General features: G+C 34.6%; 22 protein-coding genes. 10 read left to right on the top strand and 12 right to left on the bottom strand.

What is annotated here, in order from left to right; all coding sequences use genetic code 11:
* Positions 1-39: 39 nt before the first annotated feature.
* The 5 genes from A9G37_RS05935 to A9G37_RS05915 form a co-directional block, all read right to left on the bottom strand.
* Entirely contained in the window at positions 40-861 is an 822-nt protein-coding gene (locus tag A9G37_RS05935; RefSeq protein WP_065574913.1) for an SPOR domain-containing protein, read from the bottom strand.
* 65 nt (positions 862-926) lie between these two features.
* Positions 927-1,448, bottom strand: coding sequence for a shikimate kinase AroK (aroK, locus tag A9G37_RS05930; protein WP_034912252.1), 522 nt, complete (start codon positions 1,446-1,448; stop codon positions 927-929).
* 185 nt (positions 1,449-1,633) lie between these two features.
* Positions 1,634-2,596 (bottom strand): arabinose-5-phosphate isomerase GutQ, encoded by a 963-nt coding sequence (gene gutQ, locus A9G37_RS05925; protein WP_065574912.1) that lies wholly within the window; start codon positions 2,594-2,596, stop codon positions 1,634-1,636.
* A gap of 165 nt (positions 2,597-2,761) precedes the next feature.
* Entirely contained in the window at positions 2,762-3,385 is a 624-nt protein-coding gene (locus tag A9G37_RS05920; RefSeq protein WP_065574911.1) for a LysE family transporter, read from the bottom strand.
* A gap of 9 nt (positions 3,386-3,394) precedes the next feature.
* Positions 3,395-4,837, bottom strand: coding sequence for an LTA synthase family protein (locus A9G37_RS05915; RefSeq protein WP_065574910.1), 1,443 nt, complete (start codon positions 4,835-4,837; stop codon positions 3,395-3,397).
* A 250-nt stretch (positions 4,838-5,087) separates the two neighbouring features.
* On the opposite strand from A9G37_RS05915, the gene A9G37_RS05910 reads away from it, so the two are divergent.
* The 10 genes from A9G37_RS05910 to A9G37_RS05865 all read left to right on the top strand — a co-directional run bounded on the left by A9G37_RS05910 (position 5,088) and on the right by A9G37_RS05865 (position 14,570).
* Positions 5,088-5,726, top strand: coding sequence for a nitroreductase family protein (locus A9G37_RS05910; protein ID WP_065561321.1), 639 nt, complete (start codon positions 5,088-5,090; stop codon positions 5,724-5,726).
* 16 nt (positions 5,727-5,742) lie between these two features.
* A complete protein-coding gene (locus A9G37_RS05905) occupies positions 5,743-6,939 on the top strand; it encodes an FTR1 family iron permease (protein ID WP_065561320.1) in 1,197 nt (398 codons plus the stop codon).
* A 118-nt stretch (positions 6,940-7,057) separates the two neighbouring features.
* A complete protein-coding gene (locus A9G37_RS05900; RefSeq protein WP_034943540.1) occupies positions 7,058-7,621 on the top strand; it encodes an iron transporter in 564 nt (187 codons plus the stop codon).
* Positions 7,622-7,717: 96 nt separating this feature from the next.
* Positions 7,718-8,968, top strand: a complete 1,251-nt coding sequence (locus A9G37_RS05895; RefSeq protein WP_065561318.1) for a Fe-S-containing protein — start codon at positions 7,718-7,720, stop codon at positions 8,966-8,968.
* Between the two features lie 23 nt (positions 8,969-8,991).
* Positions 8,992-10,278: an ABC transporter permease gene (locus A9G37_RS05890; protein ID WP_065574909.1), complete on the top strand. Its 1,287-nt coding sequence runs from the start codon at positions 8,992-8,994 to the stop codon at positions 10,276-10,278.
* Between the two features lie 17 nt (positions 10,279-10,295).
* Positions 10,296-11,438 (top strand): ABC transporter permease, encoded by a 1,143-nt coding sequence (locus A9G37_RS05885; protein WP_065574908.1) that lies wholly within the window; start codon positions 10,296-10,298, stop codon positions 11,436-11,438.
* A gap of 10 nt (positions 11,439-11,448) precedes the next feature.
* Complete coding sequence (locus A9G37_RS05880) at positions 11,449-12,108, top strand: ABC transporter ATP-binding protein (protein WP_065561315.1); 660 nt, start codon at positions 11,449-11,451, stop codon at positions 12,106-12,108.
* Between the two features lie 20 nt (positions 12,109-12,128).
* On the top strand, positions 12,129-12,608 hold the full coding sequence (locus A9G37_RS05875) for a DUF4418 family protein (protein WP_065574907.1): 480 nt from the start codon (positions 12,129-12,131) through the stop codon (positions 12,606-12,608).
* A gap of 85 nt (positions 12,609-12,693) precedes the next feature.
* Complete coding sequence (locus A9G37_RS05870; protein ID WP_065574906.1) at positions 12,694-13,905, top strand: ABC transporter permease; 1,212 nt, start codon at positions 12,694-12,696, stop codon at positions 13,903-13,905.
* Positions 13,905-14,570, top strand: a complete 666-nt coding sequence (locus tag A9G37_RS05865; RefSeq protein ID WP_065574905.1) for an ABC transporter ATP-binding protein — start codon at positions 13,905-13,907, stop codon at positions 14,568-14,570. Before A9G37_RS05870 ends, A9G37_RS05865 begins: the two co-directional genes overlap by 1 nt.
* Before the next feature lie 24 nt (positions 14,571-14,594).
* Here the strand turns inward: A9G37_RS05865 and A9G37_RS05860 are convergent, their stop codons facing one another.
* The 7 genes from A9G37_RS05860 to A9G37_RS05830 form a co-directional block, all read right to left on the bottom strand.
* Positions 14,595-15,176 (bottom strand): Maf family protein, encoded by a 582-nt coding sequence (locus tag A9G37_RS05860; protein ID WP_065574904.1) that lies wholly within the window; start codon positions 15,174-15,176, stop codon positions 14,595-14,597.
* A gap of 198 nt (positions 15,177-15,374) precedes the next feature.
* Complete coding sequence (locus tag A9G37_RS05855; protein WP_065574903.1) at positions 15,375-16,496, bottom strand: hypothetical protein; 1,122 nt, start codon at positions 16,494-16,496, stop codon at positions 15,375-15,377.
* Between the two features lie 254 nt (positions 16,497-16,750).
* Complete coding sequence (locus A9G37_RS05850) at positions 16,751-17,302, bottom strand: MltR family transcriptional regulator (RefSeq protein WP_034912191.1); 552 nt, start codon at positions 17,300-17,302, stop codon at positions 16,751-16,753.
* A 6-nt stretch (positions 17,303-17,308) separates the two neighbouring features.
* Positions 17,309-18,472: a mannitol-1-phosphate 5-dehydrogenase gene (locus A9G37_RS05845; RefSeq protein WP_034912188.1), complete on the bottom strand. Its 1,164-nt coding sequence runs from the start codon at positions 18,470-18,472 to the stop codon at positions 17,309-17,311.
* Positions 18,473-18,550: 78 nt separating this feature from the next.
* On the bottom strand, positions 18,551-20,428 hold the full coding sequence (locus A9G37_RS05840) for a PTS mannitol transporter subunit IICBA (RefSeq protein ID WP_034912183.1): 1,878 nt from the start codon (positions 20,426-20,428) through the stop codon (positions 18,551-18,553).
* A 381-nt stretch (positions 20,429-20,809) separates the two neighbouring features.
* The gene (gene rlmKL / locus A9G37_RS05835; protein ID WP_065574923.1) at positions 20,810-22,930 is read right to left on the bottom strand and encodes a bifunctional 23S rRNA (guanine(2069)-N(7))-methyltransferase RlmK/23S rRNA (guanine(2445)-N(2))-methyltransferase RlmL; all 2,121 of its coding nucleotides are present in this window, start codon (positions 22,928-22,930) and stop codon (positions 20,810-20,812) included.
* A 362-nt stretch (positions 22,931-23,292) separates the two neighbouring features.
* On the bottom strand, positions 23,293-23,641 hold a 349-nt coding region (locus tag A9G37_RS05830), incomplete at its 5' end, for an IS30 family transposase (protein ID WP_141671088.1).

Here is a 23,641-nt window from a genome sequence, read left to right as displayed (position 1 = left end):
CTATTTGTCGTTGATCGGATAAATAAACGATATCCTAGGTTATTTTGCTACTTTTTCTTTATTAATCATTGCACCAGATTTAACCCATGGCTTGTCTTTCTGTAGTGCATTTGGCAAAGACTTGATTGCTTTATGTGCCTCATCAACTGATGAATAATTGCCTTTTGTTAAAATAAACAATGAACCAGATTTATGTTTGGTTTCATAAATATGGTAATCTGTTATATTGTTTTGTTTTACAAATTTTTTTAGACCTTCAAGCGATTTAGATGCACTAAGCTGAATGACATAATGATCATTTTTTATCTTAATATTTTTCCCTAAATCATTGTTTTCATTTTTACGATTAACAGAGTTAGGGGTATTTTTTTTCGTATTGTTTTTATTCGTTTTAGCCCTACCGTTAGATGTTGTCGCGGAATGATGATTTGCTTTAGAATCTCCATTTGAGTCATCTATTGATAGGTTTAAGCCATCACTTGTATCTGAAAAGGATTCAAGTTGCTGTTGTTGTGTATTAAATTTATTTAATGTACTGTTTGATGTATCTGTCACCAGTTCAGTACTTTTAGGTTGATTTTCACTAATTCCAACGCTATTTTGTTCATCAGTGATTGTATTATTGTTTTCTTCTGTTGAAGTCACTCCATTAACTACAGGTGGAGTTAATGGTGTTCCTTCTTTTTTACGAGAAGAATTAAAAATAATCAAACCAAGCAATAAAAGAATAATAATTGCTGAACCAAAAATAATTAATTTTTTCTTTGGAAGATCTTGAAGAAAACTAAGTAATCTGAATGAATGCGCAGAATCCTTATTGGGTTGTTCTGATATATAGCGGTCATCTTTATCTACACGCATACTTACTCCTTAACCTATCAAAAGATTTTACTTAATGATTAGCTATTATTTCTAAAATACACGATTTAAATTTGCTCTATTTTATCAATAATATAATTAGCAACACCTTTGGCGCTTTGCTCATCGGTTTTAATTGTAATATCAGCAATCTCTTCGTAAAGTGGTTCGCGCTCTCCAGCTAGCTCTTCGTAAAGCTCACGTGGTGTGTTGCTACCTTGTAATAATGGTCGGCGTTTGTCTTTTTGCGTTCTTGCCATCTGTTTTTCAATGGTTGTTTCAAGATAGACAACAATTCCACGAGCGGATAATCTATTGCGAGTTTCTTTAGATAAGACAGAACCGCCACCAGTTGCAAGAACGACGCCTTGTTTTTCAGTCAATTCGTTAATGACTTTTTCTTCTCTGGCACGGAATCCCTCTTCTCCTTCTAGGTCAAAAATCCATGCAATATCAGCCCCAGTACGTTTTTCAATCTCTTGATCTGAGTCAAAAAAATCCATGCCTAACTGTTGTGCAATTTGTCGGCCTATAGTGCTTTTTCCTGCCCCCATTGGGCCAATTAGAAAGATATTTCGCTTTTCTGCCATTGTTGTTTCATCATCTATTAATTTTGGTTAAAATATACAACACAATGTCAACTTGCTTTGATTTATATGATCATTCGCTTTATCATTGTGTAACTTTTCTTGGATCTCCGTCTAACGACAAAAATTTAGGTCGGTAATTATCTCAATAGATAGTACCTTTTGGCAATAGGTATTTACCAATACTTTTAGCTAATACCAGCTTGATGCAAATCATGGATGTTTAAAACACCTACTAATTCATCGTTGTTATTAACAACCGGAGCGGCAGTAATATTATGATCAGTAAATAATTTTAGTGCTTCAACAGCCTTCCAACTTTCAGGAATTCGATGCCCTAGGCTGGTCATAACGTCCATAATGTTATCTTGTAATGTACCATTTTTTAATAATAAGCGACGTAGATCACCATCGGTAAATACACCAGCTATTTTATTATTATCTTGGCAGATTGCAACTAGCCCTACGCCTGTACGGCTTAATTCTAGCATGGCATCAAATACAGTTGAAGTTTGTGGTATTTTAGGAACACGATCACCTGTTCGCATCACATCTTTGACATGATTGAGTAATTTTGCACCTAAGCTACCAGCAGGGTGAGATCGCGCAAAATCTTCTTCTTTAAAGCCTCGTGCGCGCATTATTGCAATCGCTAGCGCATCCCCCATTAATAATGTATTAGTTGAACTAGATGTTGGCGCAAGTCCCATAGGACAAGCTTCTTTTTCAATTGAAATATCAAGAATTGCTTGGGCTGATTTAGCAAGTGGTGAATCCAACCCTCCAGTAATAGCAATAACAGGAACCCGCATTTCGGTAAGAATAGGTAAAATTAAATTAAATTCCTTAGCTCGACCTGAGTATGAAATTAATATGGCTACGTCGTTTTGAGTTATCATTCCTAAGTCGCCATGCAGGGCTTCCGATAGGTGCATAAAAAAAGCAGGACTTCCTGTACTAGCTAATGAAGCGGCAACCTTTTTCCCTATATGTCCTGATTTTCCAATACCCGAAACAACGACTTTACCTTTGGTGGTTAAAATAAGTTGACATGCGTTAACAAAATCTTTGCCAAGTCGATTTGGTAATTTTTGTGCTTCGTGTATCTCTAATTCAAGAAGCTCTCGACCATATTGTAATAATTTATCCATTTAATTAGCCTATTGAATAAAATGTGTTATCAGTGCATTTATAATCGGAAATTAAGGACAAGACGATTATAAAAGATGAACAGGTTTTAGTTTAACAATTAATGTTTAAATATTCAAAAAAGTATGTATTTTAGCCTTAATAATTACTAGTTACTTTTTTATAATCTAGAAACCTAGGGCGACTTTAATTCCTAGTGTAATTAAAATACCTCCTAGTAATTTATCAATTATAAATTGAATTTTAAAGTAACGTCGTTGTACGCTTTGCCTTTGAAAAATAAATACGACAAAAGGCCACCAAAAAACACCTTCAATCCAAATAATAAATGCAACGATGAGTTTATCAAATGTTGATGATTCAGCATTAAGTACTTGAGTAAAGATAGCTAAAAAAAATAACGTTGCTTTAGGATTAAGTAAATTACATAAAAAACCTTGCATAAAGGCTGATTTTTTTGAAATTGGCTGCGTGAGTTGTGGCTTACCAATATAGGTGGTATTCGGTTTTTGAGCGAGCAGTGCCTTTATGCCAAGCCATATTAAGTAAGTGGCACCCGCATAGAGTAAGGCGTTATAAAGAAGTGGAGTGGTGGTGATAAGTACTGCAATGCCCACAAGACAATAGCTCATATGAACTAAGATAGCAATGATGACGCCTAGGCAAGTGAGCAATGCCATCTTGCGGTTATAGCTTAAGCTATTTTTTAACACCAAAAAGAAATCAGGCCCAGGTGAGATCATACCTAAAAAGCTGATTGTAGAGACAAAAATTAATGTATCAAACGTCATTTTACGTGCCTATTTAAATATTTGTGCCGAATTATTGAGCGTTGCGATATTAGATTTATTTTGTTCAATAAACTGTTTTTTATCAAAATTAGGTTCAGTTAAATAGTCAGTCAAAAATTTAGCGTTAGTTTTGACTTGGGCTCCATTTAAAATTAAACGAGGTAAGTCAATCTGATAAATAGTCTGCTCAGTGTTTTTTTGTAGATCTTGCGTATGTGCATTTGTTAATAAATAAAGTTTGCGTTCTTTTTCTGAAAGACGATTGATTGTTGGTGTACCTGCTCCCATCATTAAATGATCTGGAAAAATATAAAATACAGTATCTTCTAATACACCTTTGTCTTTTAGATGTTGGATAAAAATTCCCAAATTATGATCTAGTGAAGCAGCAACGAAAGACATATTATCTGATTTTGGTGAAATAACCGATTTCATTCTTTCATCATCAAAACCATTTGGTGCATGAGTTGAAACAGTAGAAATAAACAAAGCAAAAGGTTTTTTTGTTTTGCGCATTTCAGTAATTTGTTTTTGTGCTACATCAAAAATGTCCTTGTCATACAGCCCAAAAGGTGCTGGTGGATATTGACCAACATAATTTTTTTCAGAAATGACTTGCATACCAAACAGTTCTGCTGTGTGACCAATACCAGCAAAATCAGGGCTAGCCATTACATAACGGGTTTGATAGCCTGCTTGATTAAGTATATCGCCTAGGCTAACTAGATTGGTCTTGTTTGCGCGCATTAGTGGTGATGTTGTGTAGCCACCAATTAGAAAGGGCATACCGGTCATATAAGTGTACATTGATGCGGTAGTCCATGAGCTTCCAGCGCTCATGGGCATATTAGCAAAAAAGGTATAATCTTGGCGAAGTTTTTGTAAATTAGGGGTAATATCCTCAAAATCGAAAAAGCCTTGTTCAAATGATTCTAAAGATAAAACAATAATATTTTTACCTTGATAGCTAACAAGCTGATCTTTATTGGTATAGTGAGTCATATTAAGTGATTGTAACGCCTGCTCAAATGGCTCACGAGGTGCGCTTGTAACTTGATAGATTTCGTATAATCGACTGAATGGACCATTATGGTAACTGATGGATACTATTGCCACAAAGGCTAGCAATAGACGAAACACTAAATGACATTTACGTTTGCATAAATCTGCGAGTTTTGATAGCAAAAAAATAAGGGCAAAAAAGACAACGATAACTAAGGCTGCTTGTAATTTAAAAATAAATAGCCCTTCGATTATGTCATTAATGTTTAAATTTACATAAAACTGATAATCAATAAAGCCACCACTAAAATAGATAGAAGTTAGCTCCATTACAATAAAGATTGTTAGTAAAATTATGCTTAGCATTTGCCATTTTGTCTGTTTAAAGAGTGAGGCAAAAACAATTGTAATAATAAAAAGTGGCAAAACAATTAATGTCGATAATGGCATAAGATTTGTTACTCAATATATTCAGAACTCAATTTTGCCTAAGTATATACTTAATGAATAAAAAAATAAAAATATCGGTTGATATTGTTTGATTTGTAGTTTTGAAATTCGAAATTAAGTATATATTGTATAAATAAAAATTATAGTGCCATAGCACCTTAAATGATAATTGTTATTATTTGAGGTTGATAATTAATTCTATTCGCAATAAGATATTGACGAATTTATTGCGATAATATCCGAGGTTGTTATGCCGTGGTTTATACGGAAAATAGTTGTTATTTTATTTGTATATCTGTTTTCACACTCTTTTTGTTATGCCGATATTGCGTTACCTACCCCTCAAACTAAAGATGGAATGAGTCTATTTGAAAGTTTAAAAAAACGATCTTCAACTTCTGGAGGTGGCTTTCCTACTGGTAAAATTTCTGATGACGAACTTTCGACAGTACTATGGGCTGCAAGTGGTTTAAATCGTGGTAAAACAGGGTGGACGATACCGATGGTTAAGGGTAAACCTCCTTATGTGAGAATCTACCTCGCCAGTGAAAAGGGTACTTTTTTATATGAGTGGGAAGGTCATTATTTAAAAGAAATTAATAATAAAGATATTCGTGCTGATATTGGTTTGCAAAGTTTTACAAAGCGAGCACCCTATTCATTGATTTTTGTGTCGGATGCTAGTGCATTAGCCGATATAAATCCAGAACAAATCGCTAACTTTAGTTACACTGCCGTTGGAGCAATGAGTCAAAACGCTTATTTAGTTGCGTCGGCACTAAAATTAAGCGCTCGTTATATTCACTCCATTAAACCAGAAGTTATTAGCCAAGAGCTACAATTACCTGAAGGCAGTAAGCCACTAGGTATGCTTTTAATAGGAAAATAAAAGGTAAAGTCAGGATATGAAACGATTTTTAACACTTGCTTTGCTCCTTATTGGAAGTTTAATGGTTTTGGCTCCATCATCTTATGCTGCCGGAAAAAAATACGAAAGTTGGAATGCTATTGTTGACGAAATGGATACCATCTTAAATGACGCATATGATATCTATTTTATGAAAGATGTTGAGCGTGCTAAAGCTCGAGTTAATAATGCCTATTTTGGCTTTTATGAAAAGCATGGGGTTGAGCGTGCGGTTATGTCTTATATTTCGGGTAAACGGGGAACCGATACCGAATATCAATTTGCCAAAATTAAGCGCTTAATGACCGATAGGGCATCGAACAAAGTCGTTAGAAACGAAATTGATACTATTTTAAAAATGTTACATGAAGATGCTAACGAACTAGATGGTAAGCAAGAGAGCGGTTGGAGCATTCTGTTAGCTTCGTTTATTATCATTTTTAGGGAAGGACTGGAAGCGATTTTAGTGATTGCGGCAATTTCAGCTTATTTGGTTCGTTCTGGACATCTTGCCATGGTAAAAGTAGTTTATATGAGCTCACTTGTAGCTATTTTTGCCAGTATTTTAGCGGCAATTGCTCTTCATACTGTGTTTGATATTAGCGGCGCAAATCAAGAAATTATTGAAGGAATTGCTATGCTCTTGGCAACAGTTGTACTATTTTTTATTAGTAATTGGATGTTTTCAAAGGCAGAAGCTGAGGCTTGGAAAAGCTATGTTGAAGAAAAGGTACAAACTGCAGTGTCATCTGGTAGTCGCTTTGCCTTGGGTTTTGCTGCCTTTTTAGCTGTTTTTCGAGAAGGAGCTGAAACCATCTTGTTTTACCAAGCAATGCTAGTTGAAGCTAAAGAACACATGGATATGGTTTGGTATGGGCTAGCTATTGGAACGATAATTCTTGCGATTATTTTTGTCGTTATTCGTTTTGGTACCATGAAATTACCAATTCGTCCATTCTTTATTGGCACTAGTATTTTGATGTATATCATGGCAATAGCTTTTGCCGGTGGTGGAGTAAAAGAATTACAAGAGGCAGATATGATCCCAGTTACCTCTGTTGATTTTATACATTCTGTCGAAGTTTTAGGTATTTATCCAACAGTCGAGACATTAGTTCCACAAATAATTATGGTATTTATTGTAGTAGTTTCTGTCATATATTACAAAGCTAAACATAGTTGTAAAAAGCAATAATTATTAATATTGCTTATTTGCTTAAAATTGCATAAATGCGGATTGAAAAACTGAGTTGTGCTAATACCCCAAAAAACAAGTGTAATAAATTTTCAAAAACTAAGAGAAGGAGTTTTCAATGAAAAAATTAGTTTTATCAGCAGGTATTGCTTCAATACTTGCCTTATCTTCATTCGTTCATGCAGCAGCACCAGCACCTGGCGAACAAAAAGGATTTGAAGAGTTTCCAATTGGTGATGAAGTAACCGTGGGGCCATTACACATTGGTGCTGTTTATTTCCAACCTGTTGATATGGAACCCGCTGGTATGGGTGGTTTACCAGCCTCAAAATCAGACATGCACATTGAAGCTGATATTTCAGCTGCAGAAGGTAATAACTTAGGTTATGGTGTAGGTGATTTTGTTCCTTACTTAACTGTAAAATATAAAATTCAAAAGCAAGGCAGTGATAAAGTGATTGAAGGTAACTTTATGCCAATGAATGCATCTGATGGTCCTCACTATGGTAATAATATAAAACTAGATGGTGCTGGTAAATATAAAGTAACATTTATGATTGAAAATCCAGAAAAACAAGGTTATTTACTACATGTTGATAAAGAAACAGGTGTGGAAGGACGATTTTGGAGCAAACCTATCGAAGTCTCTTGGGACTTTGATTACATTCCACGCGCATGGTAATGATTTTAAAATAACTAATTATATTAAATAATTAATAATCAGTTATTGGTGAGCATTATGCTCACCAATAATATTTGCAATAGTTAGGCAATGAATATGCTTCAATACCTTATCAATATTACCGATAATACTTTCGTTCCAGCAATGATGATGGCATTACTGAGCGCTGCAATTATAAGATCCACGCCTCATCATATTAAAAAAATTATTTTGTTTGGTTTTGTATTGGGCTTTATTGCTGCATTGATTTATGCCATTTTAAAACGCAACACAGGGTTTGCTGTTCGTGAATATTATGATCTTGGAGTGATCATACCTTGGGTTATTATTGCTATACCGTTGATTGTTGCTATTTGCTTGCAAAAATCCACCCATAATCGAACTGGTAAATTCTTTTTTACAATGTTATTTGTGCTAAGTATTGGTTTGATAAGTGCACAGTCTTTACCTAATTTAATGCTCTATCCATTCGAATTTTCTGTCGGAATGGACTCTATTTTTAATAATGATTACTTGTTTAAATGGGTTGGTTATGGATTTGCTTTACTTATAATCTTGTTAACTGGGCTATTTACTTTCCGTATATGTGGACGATTATCGACAAAATTTATTTTTGCTATTACTTCACTGTCAATTATTATTTTCACTATTCAAAATAGTATTAATATTCTACAAATTTTAATTGTTAGGCGTTTTATTTCATCCCAACCATGGATGATGGAGTTGGTTATTTTTATTCTTGGTCATGTTAATTTCTTTATCTTTATTTTCATGGCAATTGTGCTTTGTTTAGCCATTGTTTTGTATATCAAATCAAAAACAACTTCGTTAGTGGGTAATAACCCTGCTCAAATTCGTAAACTTAAAGCACAATTACGTAGCGATAGAAGATCTGCCCTAATGATTATGGCTGGTACAGCAATAACCGCATATACTGTGACGCGCGCACGTTACATTTTTGAAAAAGGCGTAGAACTTACACCGGCAGAGCCTATATCGCCTAATGCTGATGGTTTAATTGTTATCCCTCTCGATAAAGTGAACGACGGTAATTTACATCGTTATGGTTATCAAGCAACAGATGGAACTTTAGTTCGCTTTATTGTTATTAAAAAAAGCGATAATGCTTATGGTGTAGGTTTTGATGCTTGTGATATTTGTGGTGCAAGTGGTTACTACCAACGCGGTGATCAAGTCGTTTGTATTTTGTGCGATGTAGTAATGAACATTGCAACGATTGGATTTTCAGGAGGATGTAACCCTGTTCCACTTAAATACGAAATTATTGACGGCAATATGGTGATTCGTCCAGCTAACCTTGAAGCAGAGAAAAGTCGTTTCAAATAAAAGCGTATTAAAAGGAATATTGTATGTTTTGTAGAATGTTATTAAGTGTTTTAATTCGCCAAAAAAAGAAACTTTTTCTTATTGCCTTAACGGTTGCATTGGGTGTTTCGCTTGCTACTGCTATGCTAAATGTAATGTTTGACGTAGGTGATAAGGTGAATCAAGAGCTAAAAGCCTATGGTGCTAATCTCAATATCGTTCCTCGTGGTAGTGCTGTCATTAATGAAATGTACCAGCTTGATAACAATGATAGTGGGCAAGCTGTGCAGTATATTAAAGAAGAAGAACTTGTTAAAATTAAGATGATTTTTTGGGCTTATAATATTGTTGATTTTGCCCCTTTCCTAACGACGCAAGCCACCTTTAACGATAAACCGATTACAGTTGTTGGTACTTGGTTCAATAAACAACTTAATATTCCAACAGGAGATCAAGTTAATACCGGTATGTTAGCTATGAAATCATGGTGGACAATTGAAGGAAACACCATGACCGATGATAATTTGCAAGGAGCTATGGTGGGTGAATCTGTAGCCAAACAGTGGAATCTAAAGCTAGGCGATACGATAGATATAATTTCAACGAAAACAAACAAAAAGTTTACATTAACTATTAACAATATTTTTCATAGTGGTGGTGCTGAAGATACGCGGATCTATGTATCATTGCCTGTTGCTCAAAATATTGTAGATAAATCAGGACTGGTTGAACGTGTTGAGGTTAGTGCATTAACCACTCCAGAAAACGAATTAGCTCGTAAAGCAGCGCAAGATCCAAACAGTTTATCTAGAACAGAATGGGATACATGGTATTGCACTGCTTATATTAGCTCAATTGCATACCAGCTAGAAGAGTTAATGCCCGATGTGCGTGTGAAAGCTATTATGCAAGTTGCTGAGTCAGAAGGCTCCATTTTACAAAAAACACAATTACTAATGTTATTACTAACTATCTTATCATTGATTTGTTCGGCGCTTGCTATTTCGAATTTGGTTACTGCTAACGTTATAGAGCGCAGTACCGAAATTGGTCTATTAAAAGCGCTTGGTGCAACTAATACAGCTGTTGCAATGCTAATATTAACTGAAATCTTTATTATTGCCTTACTTGGTGGATTTTTTGGTTACTTTATTGGTTTTGGTTTTGCGCAAATTATTGGTCATACAGTGTTTGGTTCTTTTGTTGAGCCTAAGATGATAATTATTCCTTTAGCCCTAATTATGGTGGTCTTAATTACTTTTTTAGGTAGTTTACCTGCATTACGTATTATGATGTTTTTGCGTCCAACTGATGTGCTACATGGTCGATAAGGTGAAAGGTAAGTCTCATGATCAATAAAAATAGGCGCTTTATAATTAAAACCGTGTTAAGTTCACTTATCCGACGCCGTTCTCGCATTGCCATTGCCTTGCTTGGCGTTGCTATTGGAGCAACGGTTCTTCTTGGTATGATCACACTTTGTTATGATATACCACGGCAAATGGGACAAGAATTCCGTTCTTATGGTGCAAATCTTTTACTACTACCAGCCAATAATCAATCAACGGTAGCAATGACAGAGGTTAATAAAGCAGTTACCTTTTTACCAGAAGATAAATTACTCGGTGTTACTCCATTTCGTTATAATTCAATTCGTAGTAATCAGCAACCTTATACTATTGTGGGGACCGATTTTAAACAAGTGGTAAAAACAAGCCCTTATTGGTCTATTGAAGGTTCAATACCACAAAATTCACATGAAATAATGATTGGTACTGATATTGCTAACTTTGCTAAATTAAACATTGGTAGCACTATGCCGATTTCCGGCAAATCTAAACAAGATTCTCGTTTTGATGAAGAACTCACCGTTACAGGTATTGTTAAAACTGGACGTTCCGAAGATAACTTTATTTTTGTTGATCTGCACGATTTAGAAGAATTACTTGAAGAAAGCGAGCAAGCCGAAGTTGTTGAAGTAAGCATTGCCGCTACGGAAACAGAATTAAAACAGTACATTGAAAAAATAAAAAAACAAATGACAACAGTAGAACCTCATTTAATTAAATGGGTGACAAAGTCAGAAGCATCTGTATTAGGCAAACTGTCCTCGTTACTCTATTTAGTTACTTTTGTTGTACTCGTTCTTACCATGATTTGTGTAGCTACCACTATGATGACAGTGGTAATGGAGCGTCGTAAAGAAATTGGTCTTAAAAAAGCGATAGGAGCCAACAATAAAAGTATTGCAGAAGAGTTTTTAGCTGAAGGATTAGTTTTAGGTGTTATTGGTGGCATTATTGGGGCGATATGCGGGCTTATCTTTGCTCAAATTATTAGTACCAATGTGTTTGGACGTTCAATTATTATTGAGTTTTATCTGATCCCAACCACTATCATTATCTCAGTGATAGTAACGGTAATTGCGTGTTTAATTCCGGTAAAACGAGCTCTTGAAGTAGAGCCTGCGTTAGTATTACGCGGTGAATAGGATATAAAGTATGAATATGCTCGAAGTAAAAAATGTGTCTAAAATTTATGGTTCTCTTCATGCACTTTCTGAAGTGAATTTAACAGTCGAAGAAGGTAAATGGTTATCGATTATGGGACCTTCTGGTAGTGGTAAAACAACTTTGATGAATATCATAGGCTGTATGGATAAACCTTCACTTGGTTCAGTTATTTTAGACGGGCAAGATATTACTCAGCTTTCTTTGTCAGAATTAACCGAAATACGTCGAGATAAGATAGGTCTAATCTTTCAACAATTTCATTTAGTATCGTATTTAACCGCACTAGAAAACGTCATGCTTGCTCAATATTATCATAGTATGGTTGACGAAAAAGAGGCTATGCAAGCACTTGAACGTGTTGGGCTTGCTGCTCGAGCTAAACATTTACCTAGGCAGTTATCAGGTGGTGAACAGCAACGTGTTTGTATTGCTAGAGCATTGATTAACTATCCAAAACTGATTTTGGCTGATGAGCCAACTGGTAATTTAGATGAAAGCAACGAAGCGATGGTCATGAATTTATTACATGAACTGCACAAAGAAGGCAGTACCATTATTGTAGTTACTCACTCACTAGAAGTGTCAAAACATGCACAAACTACCGTAGTACTGGAGCACGGCAAGGTTGCACGTGTAATTGATAATTAATCAACTGAAGGTTGTTATATATGAAAAACCGTCTTATTTCATCAAGTATCTTTATTATTATTGGAGTATTAATTATCTTATTTCCATTATATATATTGCCAGTTTGTCCTCTTCCAGACGTTGTAACCATGCCCATTGATACATTGAATCACGCTAGTAGCGAGGTAGCACATAACGGGCATATACATAGTGGCACAGGAAAAATCATGAAATGTTTTTGGACAGCAAGAGCTGAAATTGGCATTGGTTGTTTAGTGATAGCCATTGGTGCATTGCTACTAATTAGCCGTACTGCTTTTGTGCGAATAGGATTAAGTATGGCACTTGCGTGTATTTCTTTATTAGCGGCAGCTATACCAACAATTCTAATTGGTGTTTGCGGTAATGAAATGATGCGATGCAATATGGGGTCTAAACCGGCCTTAGTTTTATTATCAGGTTTATTATTTATTGTCGCTGTTATTAACATCTATTACTTAAATAAAACAACGAAAAATTGATAGAGTTTTGTTAGCAAACAAAGACCACACTTATCTTTACCAGATATAGGTATAACATTTAAATCCAACAAGCAGGGAAGTCAATATGTGCGAAAAACCGATCACCATGGCAAATTTAGCATGGCGAAATATTCAGCGGCGACCGTTTAGAAGTTGCTGTTTGATTATTATCATTACGCTTTTTTCGGCGACTTTGTTTGGTGGAAGTATACTGATGAAAAATCTCAGCCTTGGTATTTCAGGCATGGCTAACAGGTTAGGTGCTGATATTCTTATTGTACCTAATGGTTACGAAAAAAATATGGAGGTTGCTTTATTGCGAGGTGAACCGAGTACTTTTTATTTAAAAGTAGATTTGATTGATAAAATAAAAGGTATCAAAGGTATTGAGGCCATTTCACCTCAGCTATTTATTGCTTCATTAAATGCAGGATGTTGTTCGTCTAAAGTCCAATTAATTGGTTTTGAACAGCATACTGATTTTATAATTAAGCCTTGGTTACAATCACAACTTTCAGAGCCACTTACTGATAATCAAGTCGTTGTTGGTTCTAAAATTAGTTCTGATGTGGGCGATGAAATCTTATTTTTTAATCATCCTTTTAAAATTATTGCTAAAATGGATAGCACAGGGATGGGATTTGATACCTCTGTCTTTATGACTATGTCGGCAGCCCAATCATTAATGAAAAATGCAAAATTAATTGAAGGGGATGTCGACCATTTTGCTGATTATGCCTCGTCGATTTTCATTAAGGTCAATTCAGATTATCAACCTAAAGATATTGTTAATCAAATTATGTCCAGATACGCCATTGACTATAATATTGATTTTATTATGACCAAAGGTATGTTAAGTAATATATCAAAATGGTTAACTAGCTTTTCAACTATTGTATATAGCCTATCGGCTATTTTTTGGGTTTTAGCTATTATTGTGATTTTTGTGATATTTTCTTCAAGCTTAAATGAACGCAAGCGTGAAATTAGCTTATTACGAATATTAGGCGCTTCACGGCGTGATTTAGTCAAAATGTTGCTTCGTGAATCTTTAATTATTAGTGCATTAGGTGGAATTAGTGGCATTGTTATCGCCTCGGTATTACTTTATGCATTTAGCTTATTGATCTGCCAATCTATTGGTTTGCCGTGTGTAAATATCTCACTATTTGATGCATTATTATATGCAATTGTTGTTTTTATTCTTACGCTAATTATAGGACCTTTATCAAGTATCTATAGTGCCTTATCTATGACTAAATTTGATACTTATAGTACCCTTAGAGAGGGCGAATAATGTTACTGAATGTTAAAAACCTACGTAAAGATTACACAAGAGGGCAACAAACCTTTTCAGCTGTGAATAATGTTAGTTTTTCAATGGCAAAAGATGACTTTATTTGCATTATGGGTAAATCAGGCAGTGGTAAAACCACTTTGCTAAATATGATTGCGGGTTTACTTACACCAACGCAAGGAAAAATCACTATTAATAATACAAATTTGTTTGATCTTAATGATCAGCAAGTATCTGCCTTTCGCAATCAGCATATTGGTTATATTCCTCAAGGTAGCAGTTTACTACCTAATTTAACAGCAATTGATAATATTCGACTGCCTTTTTATTTAACCAAGCGAGCAAATCAAAATCCCTTAAATGAAGCTAAGAGGTTGCTTGAAAAAACCAAAATAAGCCATTTGCAAGATGCATACCCAGCTAATATGTCGGGCGGTGAAATGCGCCGTATTGCGATATTGAGAGCACTGATTTGTAAACCACAAATGATTATTGCTGATGAGCCAACAAGTGCTCTTGATGAAGAAAGCGCTGCCGAAATTATGCTATTGCTGTCTGAAATTCATCAACAAGGTACAGCGTTATTAGTTGTAACTCATGATCATGATGTTGCTCGTTATAGCCAAAAAGTTATGAAAATGTCAGGAGGGCGATTTATTGATTAATGGGTTTATTTATTAACTGAATTTTTATATTAAAAGTGGATTACAACCCATATCGATCATGATTTTATTGAGTTTTAATAATGGCAACCCAACTAATGAATTAATATCATTACCTTCAAGTTTATCAAACAGGGTGATGCCCAGTTCATCACATTTAAAACTACCAGCACATTGTAGTGGCCTCTCTTTGCTAATGTAGGCATCAATTTCTGAATCAGTTAAATGCCGAAAAGTCACCTTGAATGGTTCGCAAATAGTGGTTTGTTGTTGTGTTTTGGTATTAATTACTGTCATACCAGTATAAAAATAGAAAGCTTTACCGCTGCTTTGTCGAAGCTGTTTACGGGCATTATCAACTGTATGCGGTTTGCAAACAATATTACCGTCTAATACACCAACTTGATCAGAACCAATAATTAAACTATCAGTAAACTGCGTTGCTAATGATTGGGCTTTAAGTTCAGCTAGCCGAACCACCAAGTGCTTAGCTGATTCTCTAGCTAGCGGCGTTTCGTCACAAATTGGCGGTACACACTCAAAAGGAATAGCTAATTTTTCAAGCACTTTTTTACGGGATACAGATGTTGATGCTAATATGATTCTCATTTTAATTATCACTTAAAATCCAAACTTAAGGATGCGCATTAAAACCGATATGGCCATAATAATCAACTATGTGCTTCTAGTTAGGTTTTTATATTGGATTGATAAAAATATTGCAGCTCATATTGATTACCATCATAGCTATCCTTTTGTCGATATTGATGATAAGACAAAATTAGCTTCGGAATTGGTAAACTAACACTAATCATCAGCTTCTTCATCTTCATCTTCATCTTGTTTTATGTTTAATAATGATAGTTTTAAGTATTTAGTTATTAATTCATTGATAGTTATCATATCTTTTAATTGGACAATATTTTTTCTTGTTATTTTTTGGCTGACTTCTTGTTTATTTCCATAGAATACCATTTCTACACTTTTTTTACCATTAAGCCATTTTATATAATCTGTTATCTTTTTATCCAAATAGAAACGACAGTTTTTAATTACTTCTTGTTGCTCGCTGATTTTTTTTTCGCCGAACAATATCTCATATGTTGAAAGTGGTGGAGGCTCATTATCAGTTTTGATAGTGTAACAACTTGGCTCAATAAAAGAATATGTTGCCCTATTTTGATTGATAGTAAACCTTTCAATATAAATATGCTTAGTGCTTTTATATGTAATATCTACTACGGGAACAACCTCTAGATTTTCCTCAATAAATATGTCAATTTTTATAGCTGATTTTGAATTGTCCATTGATAATAAATTTTTAATGCCATAGCGATAACCTGTTGTAAAAGACAGTTTGTGTTTTTTCATATAATGAATTAATAATTTTAAATCATCTGGATTTGTGATTTGTTTGCATAAATTGAGAAAATCATTGAGATATTCTTTTTGTATTTGTAACCCATTTGAAAAAATAACTTCATAAATATTATCTTTTGTGGCAGTTACGGTTTTAACTACAACATCGTTTAGATTAGGAATTCTTATTTTTTTTAAATTCTGTATATTTTTCTCTATTTCGCTGTATTGATTAGATGGAATTAGGTATGTGAATGCATTAAATTCAATTTCTTTTAAAGAACAATATTCTTTTAAATAAAAAATTTCACCATTTTCTAGACTAACCTGATGAAATAAACAATCCTTTTCCATAAATTTATCAAGAAAGAAAACTTTCATTGCACTATATTTATTAGCTGGCAAGGATATTTTTGTATCTGTAAGTGGATCTGTGTAGAAATGCGAGTATTCGCCAGTTTTTATAACATTGGGATCGTATTTGTTAAGAATAAAGTCATAGGCTAATGATGTGCTCGGAATAAAATTCGACAATAACATCAACGCCAAGTAAAAAATTGTTCTTTTCATTCATATCCTTATAAATAATTGTTGGTGATATGGTAAATGTAGGAAAATGCCGAGTTATTTACATTTAATGGTAAAAATAATTCTCTAAAAACTCATAAGGCGTTTTTTCAAAAATTGCTTTATGCGGTTCAACAGTATTACAAAAATTAATAAAACGTTTAAGTTTTTGTTTTCTATCTTCTGAATCGCTAAATATATTTTTATTATGCCGCATCTCAATTCAAAGCTCGTATCACTCTATACAATCAATATTGTTATGGAAAATAGTCAACCTTTTGTTTATTAATGATTCGAATCGTTAATTCTGTGATAGCGATGATAAGTGCCGAGCGTATCATTTGTTGATAACGGTTTTGGTAAATGGAAGATTTTAAAGTATCGACAATACCTGATTGTTTTACTTTTTCGTGTTGCGATTCAAAACTTGGAGGTAATACCATATCATGTAATAAGCTAATAGGACCTAAAATTTCATCATCTAAATAAGTGTATTGTTTGTCGTCTAGCTCCAGTTCGTCCAAAACAGCAATCAGTAGCTCTATATCTTCGTAATCCTCACGAGAAATAATACCCAACGCATAAAGCAGTTTTAGGCACACTGAAGTATCATTGAGAGGTCCATTTTTACCCACCAATGAGGGAATGACAAATTTAATGGCGTGAGGTTCTTTTCGAAAGACCTTAAGAATCAATTTGTTGACATTATCATTAATTAATTTAATGGCAACTTTCAGCAAGCTGTGAATATCAGCTTGCTGGTTGAGTTTTTCTAATATTATATCTTCTTGTAATATCGATTCTGACATTGAGAATTATACAAATTGATGATCTTGCATTGCAGTATAAATTTCTTCAACCTTCATAACAATAGAATTCTTAATGTCAATACCAGAGATTTCACAAAAAGCTTGTTTAACGCCTTTTTCAGTAATGAGCTTTTCTAGTTTAACTGCTTGCTCATCATCATTATTACGATAGTTAAGCGCAGCAGCAACTCCAATTAGTAAGTTAGTATTTTTAACTTGATATTCAAAGGTGCCAAGCAATGGTTTTATTAAACGATCGTTTGCACCTAATTTACGAATTGGCTGACGACCAACACGTGCAGTATCATCCTGTAAATAAGGATTTTCAAAGCGGGATAATATTTTTTCAATATATGCCATGTGTTTTTGCTCATCAAAATTGTAACGTTTAATAAGTACTAACCCGCTCTCTTCCATGGCTCCGCGTACAATTAAACGAATACGTTCATCTAGAATTGCATCACGTATTGTGCCAATACCATTATAAAATCCTAAATAAGCAGTTATTGCGTGACCAGTATTAAGTGTAAATAACTTACGTTCCACAAAAGCCATTAAATTATCAACGGGTTGCATGCCTTTAATGGTTGGAATAATGCCTACAAATTGTGTTTCATCAACAATCCATTCCGAGAAAGTCTCAACAGTCACTTCTAGTATATCGCCTGTTTTTGATGTTGCAGGTGGTACAATACGATCCACTGCAGAATCGACAAAACCGATATGGGTGTTTGTCCATTGTTGAATTTCTTCTGGTAGCTCTTTAAAGATTTCTTGTTTAAATTGGCTGGTACCTCCTACCATGTTTTCACAAGCAATAATATTAAGTGGCTTACTGTTACCTCGATTATGTCTTGCAATAATTCCTTGGGCAATCGTTGGAGCAATACGCGCTAAAATTTGTGGACCAACGGCAGTGGTGAGTAAATCAACGCTGGCAATATAATCGATCACTTCATTAGAGGTGCTATTAATTCCATCAACATTTTTAACTATCTCAGTGGTGGATTGCTCGCCAACAACATTTACCGGATATTCATGACGAGTGGCGATGGCATCAATAATTTCCTGATTGACATCAGCAAATGTAACTTGTACACCAGCATCGGATAGTAATTTGCCGATAAAACCTCGTCCAATGTTACCTGCGCCAAAGTGTAGTGCTTGCATAATAATAATCCTTAACTTTATAATTTAATTTGAAATATTTCACTCTATTTCCCGTGTAAAGCGGGAAATAGAAATAGGTTAACTTAGTATTGCTAAAACTTCTTCAATATTATTTGTCGTTGCTAATTTTGCAATAATAGTTTCATCATCTAATGCATTAGTCAGTTTTGCTATGACATCAAGATGTTCATTATTGTGAGCAGCAATACCAATCACAATTTTTGCTTTATCATCTTCTTCATCACCAAATTGAACCCCAGCAGGGTATTGGCAAAATACGATACCAGTTTTAATAACATCGTCTTTTGATTCAATAGTGCCATGTGGAACGGCTATTGATTCTCCTAAATAAGTTGATGTTAATTTTTCACGCTCTAGCATTGCTTCAATGTAAGTTGGTGTGACATAACCATTATCAACCAATTTTTGCCCTGCAAAACGAATTGCTTCTTCTTTATTTTTAGCGGTTAACCCTAAAAAGATATTTTGTTGTGATAATTTAAATAGAGGAATATTATCAGTCGATTGATTGCTTATAGGCACTGTTTCACTTGCTTCATTATTTGCTTGAGAGCTTAAAAGATCCGCCACGAGTTGGCTATATAATTGACTATCTAAAAAGTTAGTTAATGAAATATGATGTGCATTTGGTGCGTGTTGTTTTGCTCGATCGGTTAAGTCTTTATGTGTAATAACAATGTCAACATCATCAGGCAGATTATTAATTGCTACATTAGTGACAAAAATATCCAAATCTGCATCTTGAACTTTTTTGCGTAATACTCCTGCGCCCATAGCACTTGAGCCCATTCCTGCGTCACAAGCCACTATAATTTTTTTAACTTTAGTAAGATCAAGTGTACCATTTACAATTCCTTTTGATTCATTTTTCATTTCAGAAATATTCGATTTTGCCTCTTCAAGGCTTTTATCTGCTTCTTTGGTGGTTTTTAATAAAATAGCGGAAACGATAAAAGTAACCATTGTTGCCGCAATGACAGAAATAATTACGCCAAACATTGATGATTTTGGAGTGACCGCAAGAACGGCGATAATTGATCCTGGTGATGCGGGTGAACTTAATCCAGCACCAAATAGTGTTAAAGTAAATACTCCGGTCATTCCACCTAAAATCACTGCAATAATAAGGCGAGGGTTCATTAATACATATGGGAAATAAATTTCATGAATTCCTCCAAAAAAATGAATGATTGCTGCACCACTGGCTGAACTTTTTGCGGAACCTTTACCAAACAACATATAAGCAAGTAATAAACCTAATCCAGGACCAGGATTTGCTTCGATTAAAAAGAACATAGATTGAGAATGCTCTGCTGCTTGTTGAATACCTAATGGTGAGAATATACCGTGGTTAATTGCATTATTTAAGAAAAGAATCTTGGCAGGTTCAATAATAATTGAAGTTAAAGGTAGTAAGTTGTGCTCAACTAAGAAATTAACAGCAAGAGTTAATTTACTTGATGCAGCAACGACAGAAGGTCCAATTGCAAAAAAAGAAAGCAACGCAAGTAGCATGCCAATAATACCAGCTGAAAAATTATTGACTAACATTTCAAAGCCACTTTTGACTTTTCCGTCTATGGTTTTATCAAATTGTTTTATTACCCAGCCACCAAGAGGTCCGACTATCATAGCACCTAAGAACATCGGAATATCTGCACCAACAATGACCCCCATTGTCGTAATTGCACCGACAACGGCGCCTCGTTCACCGTGAACTAATTTACCGCCAGTATAACCAATCAACAGTGGTAATAAGTAAGTGATCATCGGGCTAACTAACTTGGCAATGGTTTCGTTTGGGTACCAGCCCGTTGGAATAAAAATAGCGGTAATAAATCCCCAAGCAATAAATGCGCCGATATTTGGCATGACCATATTACTTAAAAATCGTCCAAAATTTTGAACTTTTAATTTGATGTTTGAACTTGTCATAATATAAAACTTTCCTTATTGATTGTATAATCATCATGCTGTTATTGTAGAAGGATTTAGTTATTCAATTCATTAAAAAAAATTGATAATTGTGATGAGTATCACATTGTTAAAATGGGTCTATTTTTTATTTTTGTGATTAAGATCACTCTTTTAGAAGGTGGTAAGAGAAAAATGTACTAAAACGTATAGTTTCCTGAAACTTTTTTACAGGATTGAATTTTATTATTAGTGATTACTGCTTATATATTTATTTAGCAAATCAACTCCAGCTGAAATGCTTTAATTTTGATTAAAAATACTCAGTAAAGTTTTTAATTTTGTTGAATATTTTATTTGGTCATAATGTTAATAAATTAACCGCCTTATGGCGGTTTGTGTTTATTGATGTTTTACAATAAAACAGCAGTGAATTTGTTTATTGCGCTTAAAATCAAGCGATAGCGTTTTATTGGTAATTTCTTGATAGACTAGCCCTAGGTTTTGCATACCGATACTATCCATTTTAAAACCACGCTTATTATTCGAAAAGATAATCGTTCCATTAGGGCGTAACAAGCGTTTTAAATCGGACATCAATTTAAGATGATCACGTTGAACATCAAAGGTATCGTTCATGCGTTTTGAATTTGAAAATGTGGGCGGATCGATAAAAATTAAATCGAATTGCTCATCAGCTTGAGATAAATAGAGCAAACAATCCGCCTGAATTAATCGATGTTTTTTACCTGTTAAACCATTTTGTTTTAAATTACGATCTGCCCATTCTAAATAGGTGCGAGACATATCAACCGTGGTGGTTGATTTTGCTCCGCCAAGTCCAGCATAAACAGTTGCACTACCTGTATAGGCAAATAGGTTTAGAAAGTTTTTTCCTGCACTCATTTCACCAATCATTTTTCGTGCTAAGCGATGATCTAAAAACAATCCTGTATCTAAATAATCGGTCACATTAACCCAAAATGTGGTTTTGCGCTGATTAATCGGGTATTCATGGACTAAAAAATAGTCCTGTTTTTGTCCTAGTTTTTGGTATTGCTGTTTGCCTTTTTGCTTTTCTCTTGTTTTTAATACTAACTGATCGGCGGTAAGCTCAAGCACTGACATGGTGGCATTTATAGTATCAAAAAGCCGTTGGCGAGTTTTTTGTGGATCGATGTTTTTCGGCGCTGCGTATTCTTGCATCACTATTTTATCTTTATAACGATCGATAGCGACATTGTATTCAGGCAAATCTGCATCATAAAGCCGATAACATTCCAGTTGTTCTTGAGCAGCCCATTTTTCTAACTTTTGTTTATTTTTGCGTAATCGGTTAGCAAAATCAGCCGCAGGCATAGTAGAATTTGTGATTGCTTCTTCAGTATTACGCTTAGCAATGACATAATTTTTTTGTATACAGTCGAGAGGGCCATTTTTTGCTTTGAATTGTCTTTCTGCTCTCATTTGTAAGCAATCTAACAATTGTGGCGCACCGCTAAATAATGATAATCGCCATCCACCAAAATTTTGTTTGATCTGTCGACCAAGTGCCGTATGCAAAGCAATAAGCGCAGGTTCGCTTTCTAAGCGTTCTCCATAAGGAGGATTACTGATGATCATGCCTACCGTTTCAGTTGGCAATGGATTGGTCAGTTGCGTCACATCTTGCATCGAAAAAGTAATTAAATCTCCCACACCTGCTTGGAGGGCATTTTGTTTGGCCCGTTCAAGTACTGTAGCATTATTATCATAACCGATAAATGGTGTGTTTATTTTGGATACGTTATGCTTTGCGGTGAAAAGTAATTCATTCCACAATGTCGGATTAAAGCCTTTCCAAGCAAAAAATCCCCACTGTTTACGATGTAAACCGGGAGGTATTTGTGATGCGATCATTGCGGCTTCAATTAGTAATGTACCTGAACCACACATCGGATCGAGCAATGGCTCATTTGTTTTCCAACCAGAACGTATAATAATAGCTGCTGCTAGGCTTTCTTTTAGTGGGGCTCTACCTGTTTGCTCTCGATAACCACGCTCATGTAAACTATTACCACTTAGATCTAAAGATAGTGTGACACGGTTTTTATTTAAATAAGCATGAAGCCGAATATCTGGATCTTGCTTAGCCACATTGGGGCGTATGTTGGTATGACGTAAAAAGTGATCGACAATAGCATCTTTGATCTTTAGCGCACCATATTGACTATTACGGATAAACTCGTTTACGCCAACAAAATTAATCACGAAAGAGTTATCAACAGCAAAAATATCTGGCCATTTAATATTAAACACACAAGAGTACAGATCCAAATCGCTATAGATGTTGAACTCGGCAATAGGTAGCAAGATGCGAGATGCTAAACGTGACCACAATAATGATTGATATAGCGTTTTTTCATCGGCATCAAAATAGACACCACCTTGCGCAATTTTACAATTAATTGCACCAATTTGTTCTAACTCTTTTTTTAATAACTCTTCAAGTCCGCGAGATGTACTGGCAAATAGCGTTTTCATGTATAATCCACTTAACAATAAAATTGCTGGCATTATACCGGCTAATTGCAATAGTGGAAAATAAAGGCTGAATTTAGTTAGATGAATATTTGGTTAGTTTATTAATAATCAGAAAAGTTTGTCGGTAATGAAAATTAATGTTAGTTTAGTAGAAGAATTAGAATGTAATCTAATAAAACATCAAGATATTTACAATATGACGCCTATTGAATTTAAAACACGATAACAGGCAGTGTAATTTTCTACGTGAGTTTTGTGCTAAAAATTTGGTATTTACAGTAGCTTTTGAGATATCCACATAATTAATAAAATTGCCTGTTTCAGTTGCGTTTGTTATTCTTTTCAAAATCTATAATGAATTCCTAGATTACACCATGAAGTGCAATTCTTCTTAGCTCCTTAGAATAAAAATCAGCAGGGCTTTTAAACTTATGCCGTTTTCTTGGGCGTGTGTTCAATAGATATTGTATTTTCTTTATCTGTTTGTCGTCAACTAATGAAATGGCCGCTGACTTAGGTATAAACTGACGTATTAAGCCATTGGTGTTTTCATTTGTGCCTCTTTGCCAGCTTTTATAAGGCTCCGCAAAGTACACGGTAGTATTTAAATAATGCTCAATAGCATGATGATAATTAAATTCGGTTCCATTATCAAAGGTGATGCTTTTAACCATTTTTTCAAACGGCGTTAGCAATTTTATTATCATATCT

The sequence above is a fragment of the Gilliamella sp. GillExp13 genome (assembly GCF_001690815.1).
Lineage (GTDB): Bacteria > Pseudomonadota > Gammaproteobacteria > Enterobacterales > Orbaceae > Gilliamella > Gilliamella bombi.
Note: the sequence above shows the minus strand (reverse complement) of the source record. Positions and strands in the feature narration are given on the sequence as shown.

What these genes read in the sequence shown, in the direction of transcription:
- A9G37_RS05905 (WP_065561320.1), top strand. Translation starts at nt 5,743, where the DNA reads ATGAAACGATTTTTAACACTTGCTTTGCTCCTTATTGGAAGTTTAATG.
- A9G37_RS05845 (WP_034912188.1), bottom strand. Translation starts at nt 18,472, where the DNA reads ATGCAAGCACTACACTTTGGCGCAGGTAACATTGGACGAGGTTTTATC.
- A9G37_RS05880 (WP_065561315.1), top strand. Translation starts at nt 11,449, where the DNA reads ATGAATATGCTCGAAGTAAAAAATGTGTCTAAAATTTATGGTTCTCTT.
- A9G37_RS05890 (WP_065574909.1), top strand. Translation starts at nt 8,992, where the DNA reads ATGTTTTGTAGAATGTTATTAAGTGTTTTAATTCGCCAAAAAAAGAAA.
- A9G37_RS05870 (WP_065574906.1), top strand. Translation starts at nt 12,694, where the DNA reads ATGTGCGAAAAACCGATCACCATGGCAAATTTAGCATGGCGAAATATT.
- A9G37_RS05900 (WP_034943540.1), top strand. Translation starts at nt 7,058, where the DNA reads ATGAAAAAATTAGTTTTATCAGCAGGTATTGCTTCAATACTTGCCTTA.
- rlmKL (WP_065574923.1), bottom strand. Translation starts at nt 22,930, where the DNA reads ATGAAAACGCTATTTGCCAGTACATCTCGCGGACTTGAAGAGTTATTA.
- gutQ (WP_065574912.1), bottom strand. Translation starts at nt 2,596, where the DNA reads ATGGATAAATTATTACAATATGGTCGAGAGCTTCTTGAATTAGAGATA.
- A9G37_RS05910 (WP_065561321.1), top strand. Translation starts at nt 5,088, where the DNA reads ATGCCGTGGTTTATACGGAAAATAGTTGTTATTTTATTTGTATATCTG.
- A9G37_RS05915 (WP_065574910.1), bottom strand. Translation starts at nt 4,837, where the DNA reads ATGCCATTATCGACATTAATTGTTTTGCCACTTTTTATTATTACAATT.
- A9G37_RS05855 (WP_065574903.1), bottom strand. Translation starts at nt 16,496, where the DNA reads ATGAAAAGAACAATTTTTTACTTGGCGTTGATGTTATTGTCGAATTTT.
- aroK (WP_034912252.1), bottom strand. Translation starts at nt 1,448, where the DNA reads ATGGCAGAAAAGCGAAATATCTTTCTAATTGGCCCAATGGGGGCAGGA.
- A9G37_RS05875 (WP_065574907.1), top strand. Translation starts at nt 12,129, where the DNA reads ATGAAAAACCGTCTTATTTCATCAAGTATCTTTATTATTATTGGAGTA.
- A9G37_RS05865 (WP_065574905.1), top strand. Translation starts at nt 13,905, where the DNA reads ATGTTACTGAATGTTAAAAACCTACGTAAAGATTACACAAGAGGGCAA.
- A9G37_RS05920 (WP_065574911.1), bottom strand. Translation starts at nt 3,385, where the DNA reads ATGACGTTTGATACATTAATTTTTGTCTCTACAATCAGCTTTTTAGGT.
- A9G37_RS05895 (WP_065561318.1), top strand. Translation starts at nt 7,718, where the DNA reads ATGCTTCAATACCTTATCAATATTACCGATAATACTTTCGTTCCAGCA.
- A9G37_RS05840 (WP_034912183.1), bottom strand. Translation starts at nt 20,428, where the DNA reads ATGACAAGTTCAAACATCAAATTAAAAGTTCAAAATTTTGGACGATTT.
- A9G37_RS05885 (WP_065574908.1), top strand. Translation starts at nt 10,296, where the DNA reads ATGATCAATAAAAATAGGCGCTTTATAATTAAAACCGTGTTAAGTTCA.
- A9G37_RS05860 (WP_065574904.1), bottom strand. Translation starts at nt 15,176, where the DNA reads ATGAGAATCATATTAGCATCAACATCTGTATCCCGTAAAAAAGTGCTT.
- A9G37_RS05935 (WP_065574913.1), bottom strand. Translation starts at nt 861, where the DNA reads ATGCGTGTAGATAAAGATGACCGCTATATATCAGAACAACCCAATAAG.
- A9G37_RS05850 (WP_034912191.1), bottom strand. Translation starts at nt 17,302, where the DNA reads ATGTCAGAATCGATATTACAAGAAGATATAATATTAGAAAAACTCAAC.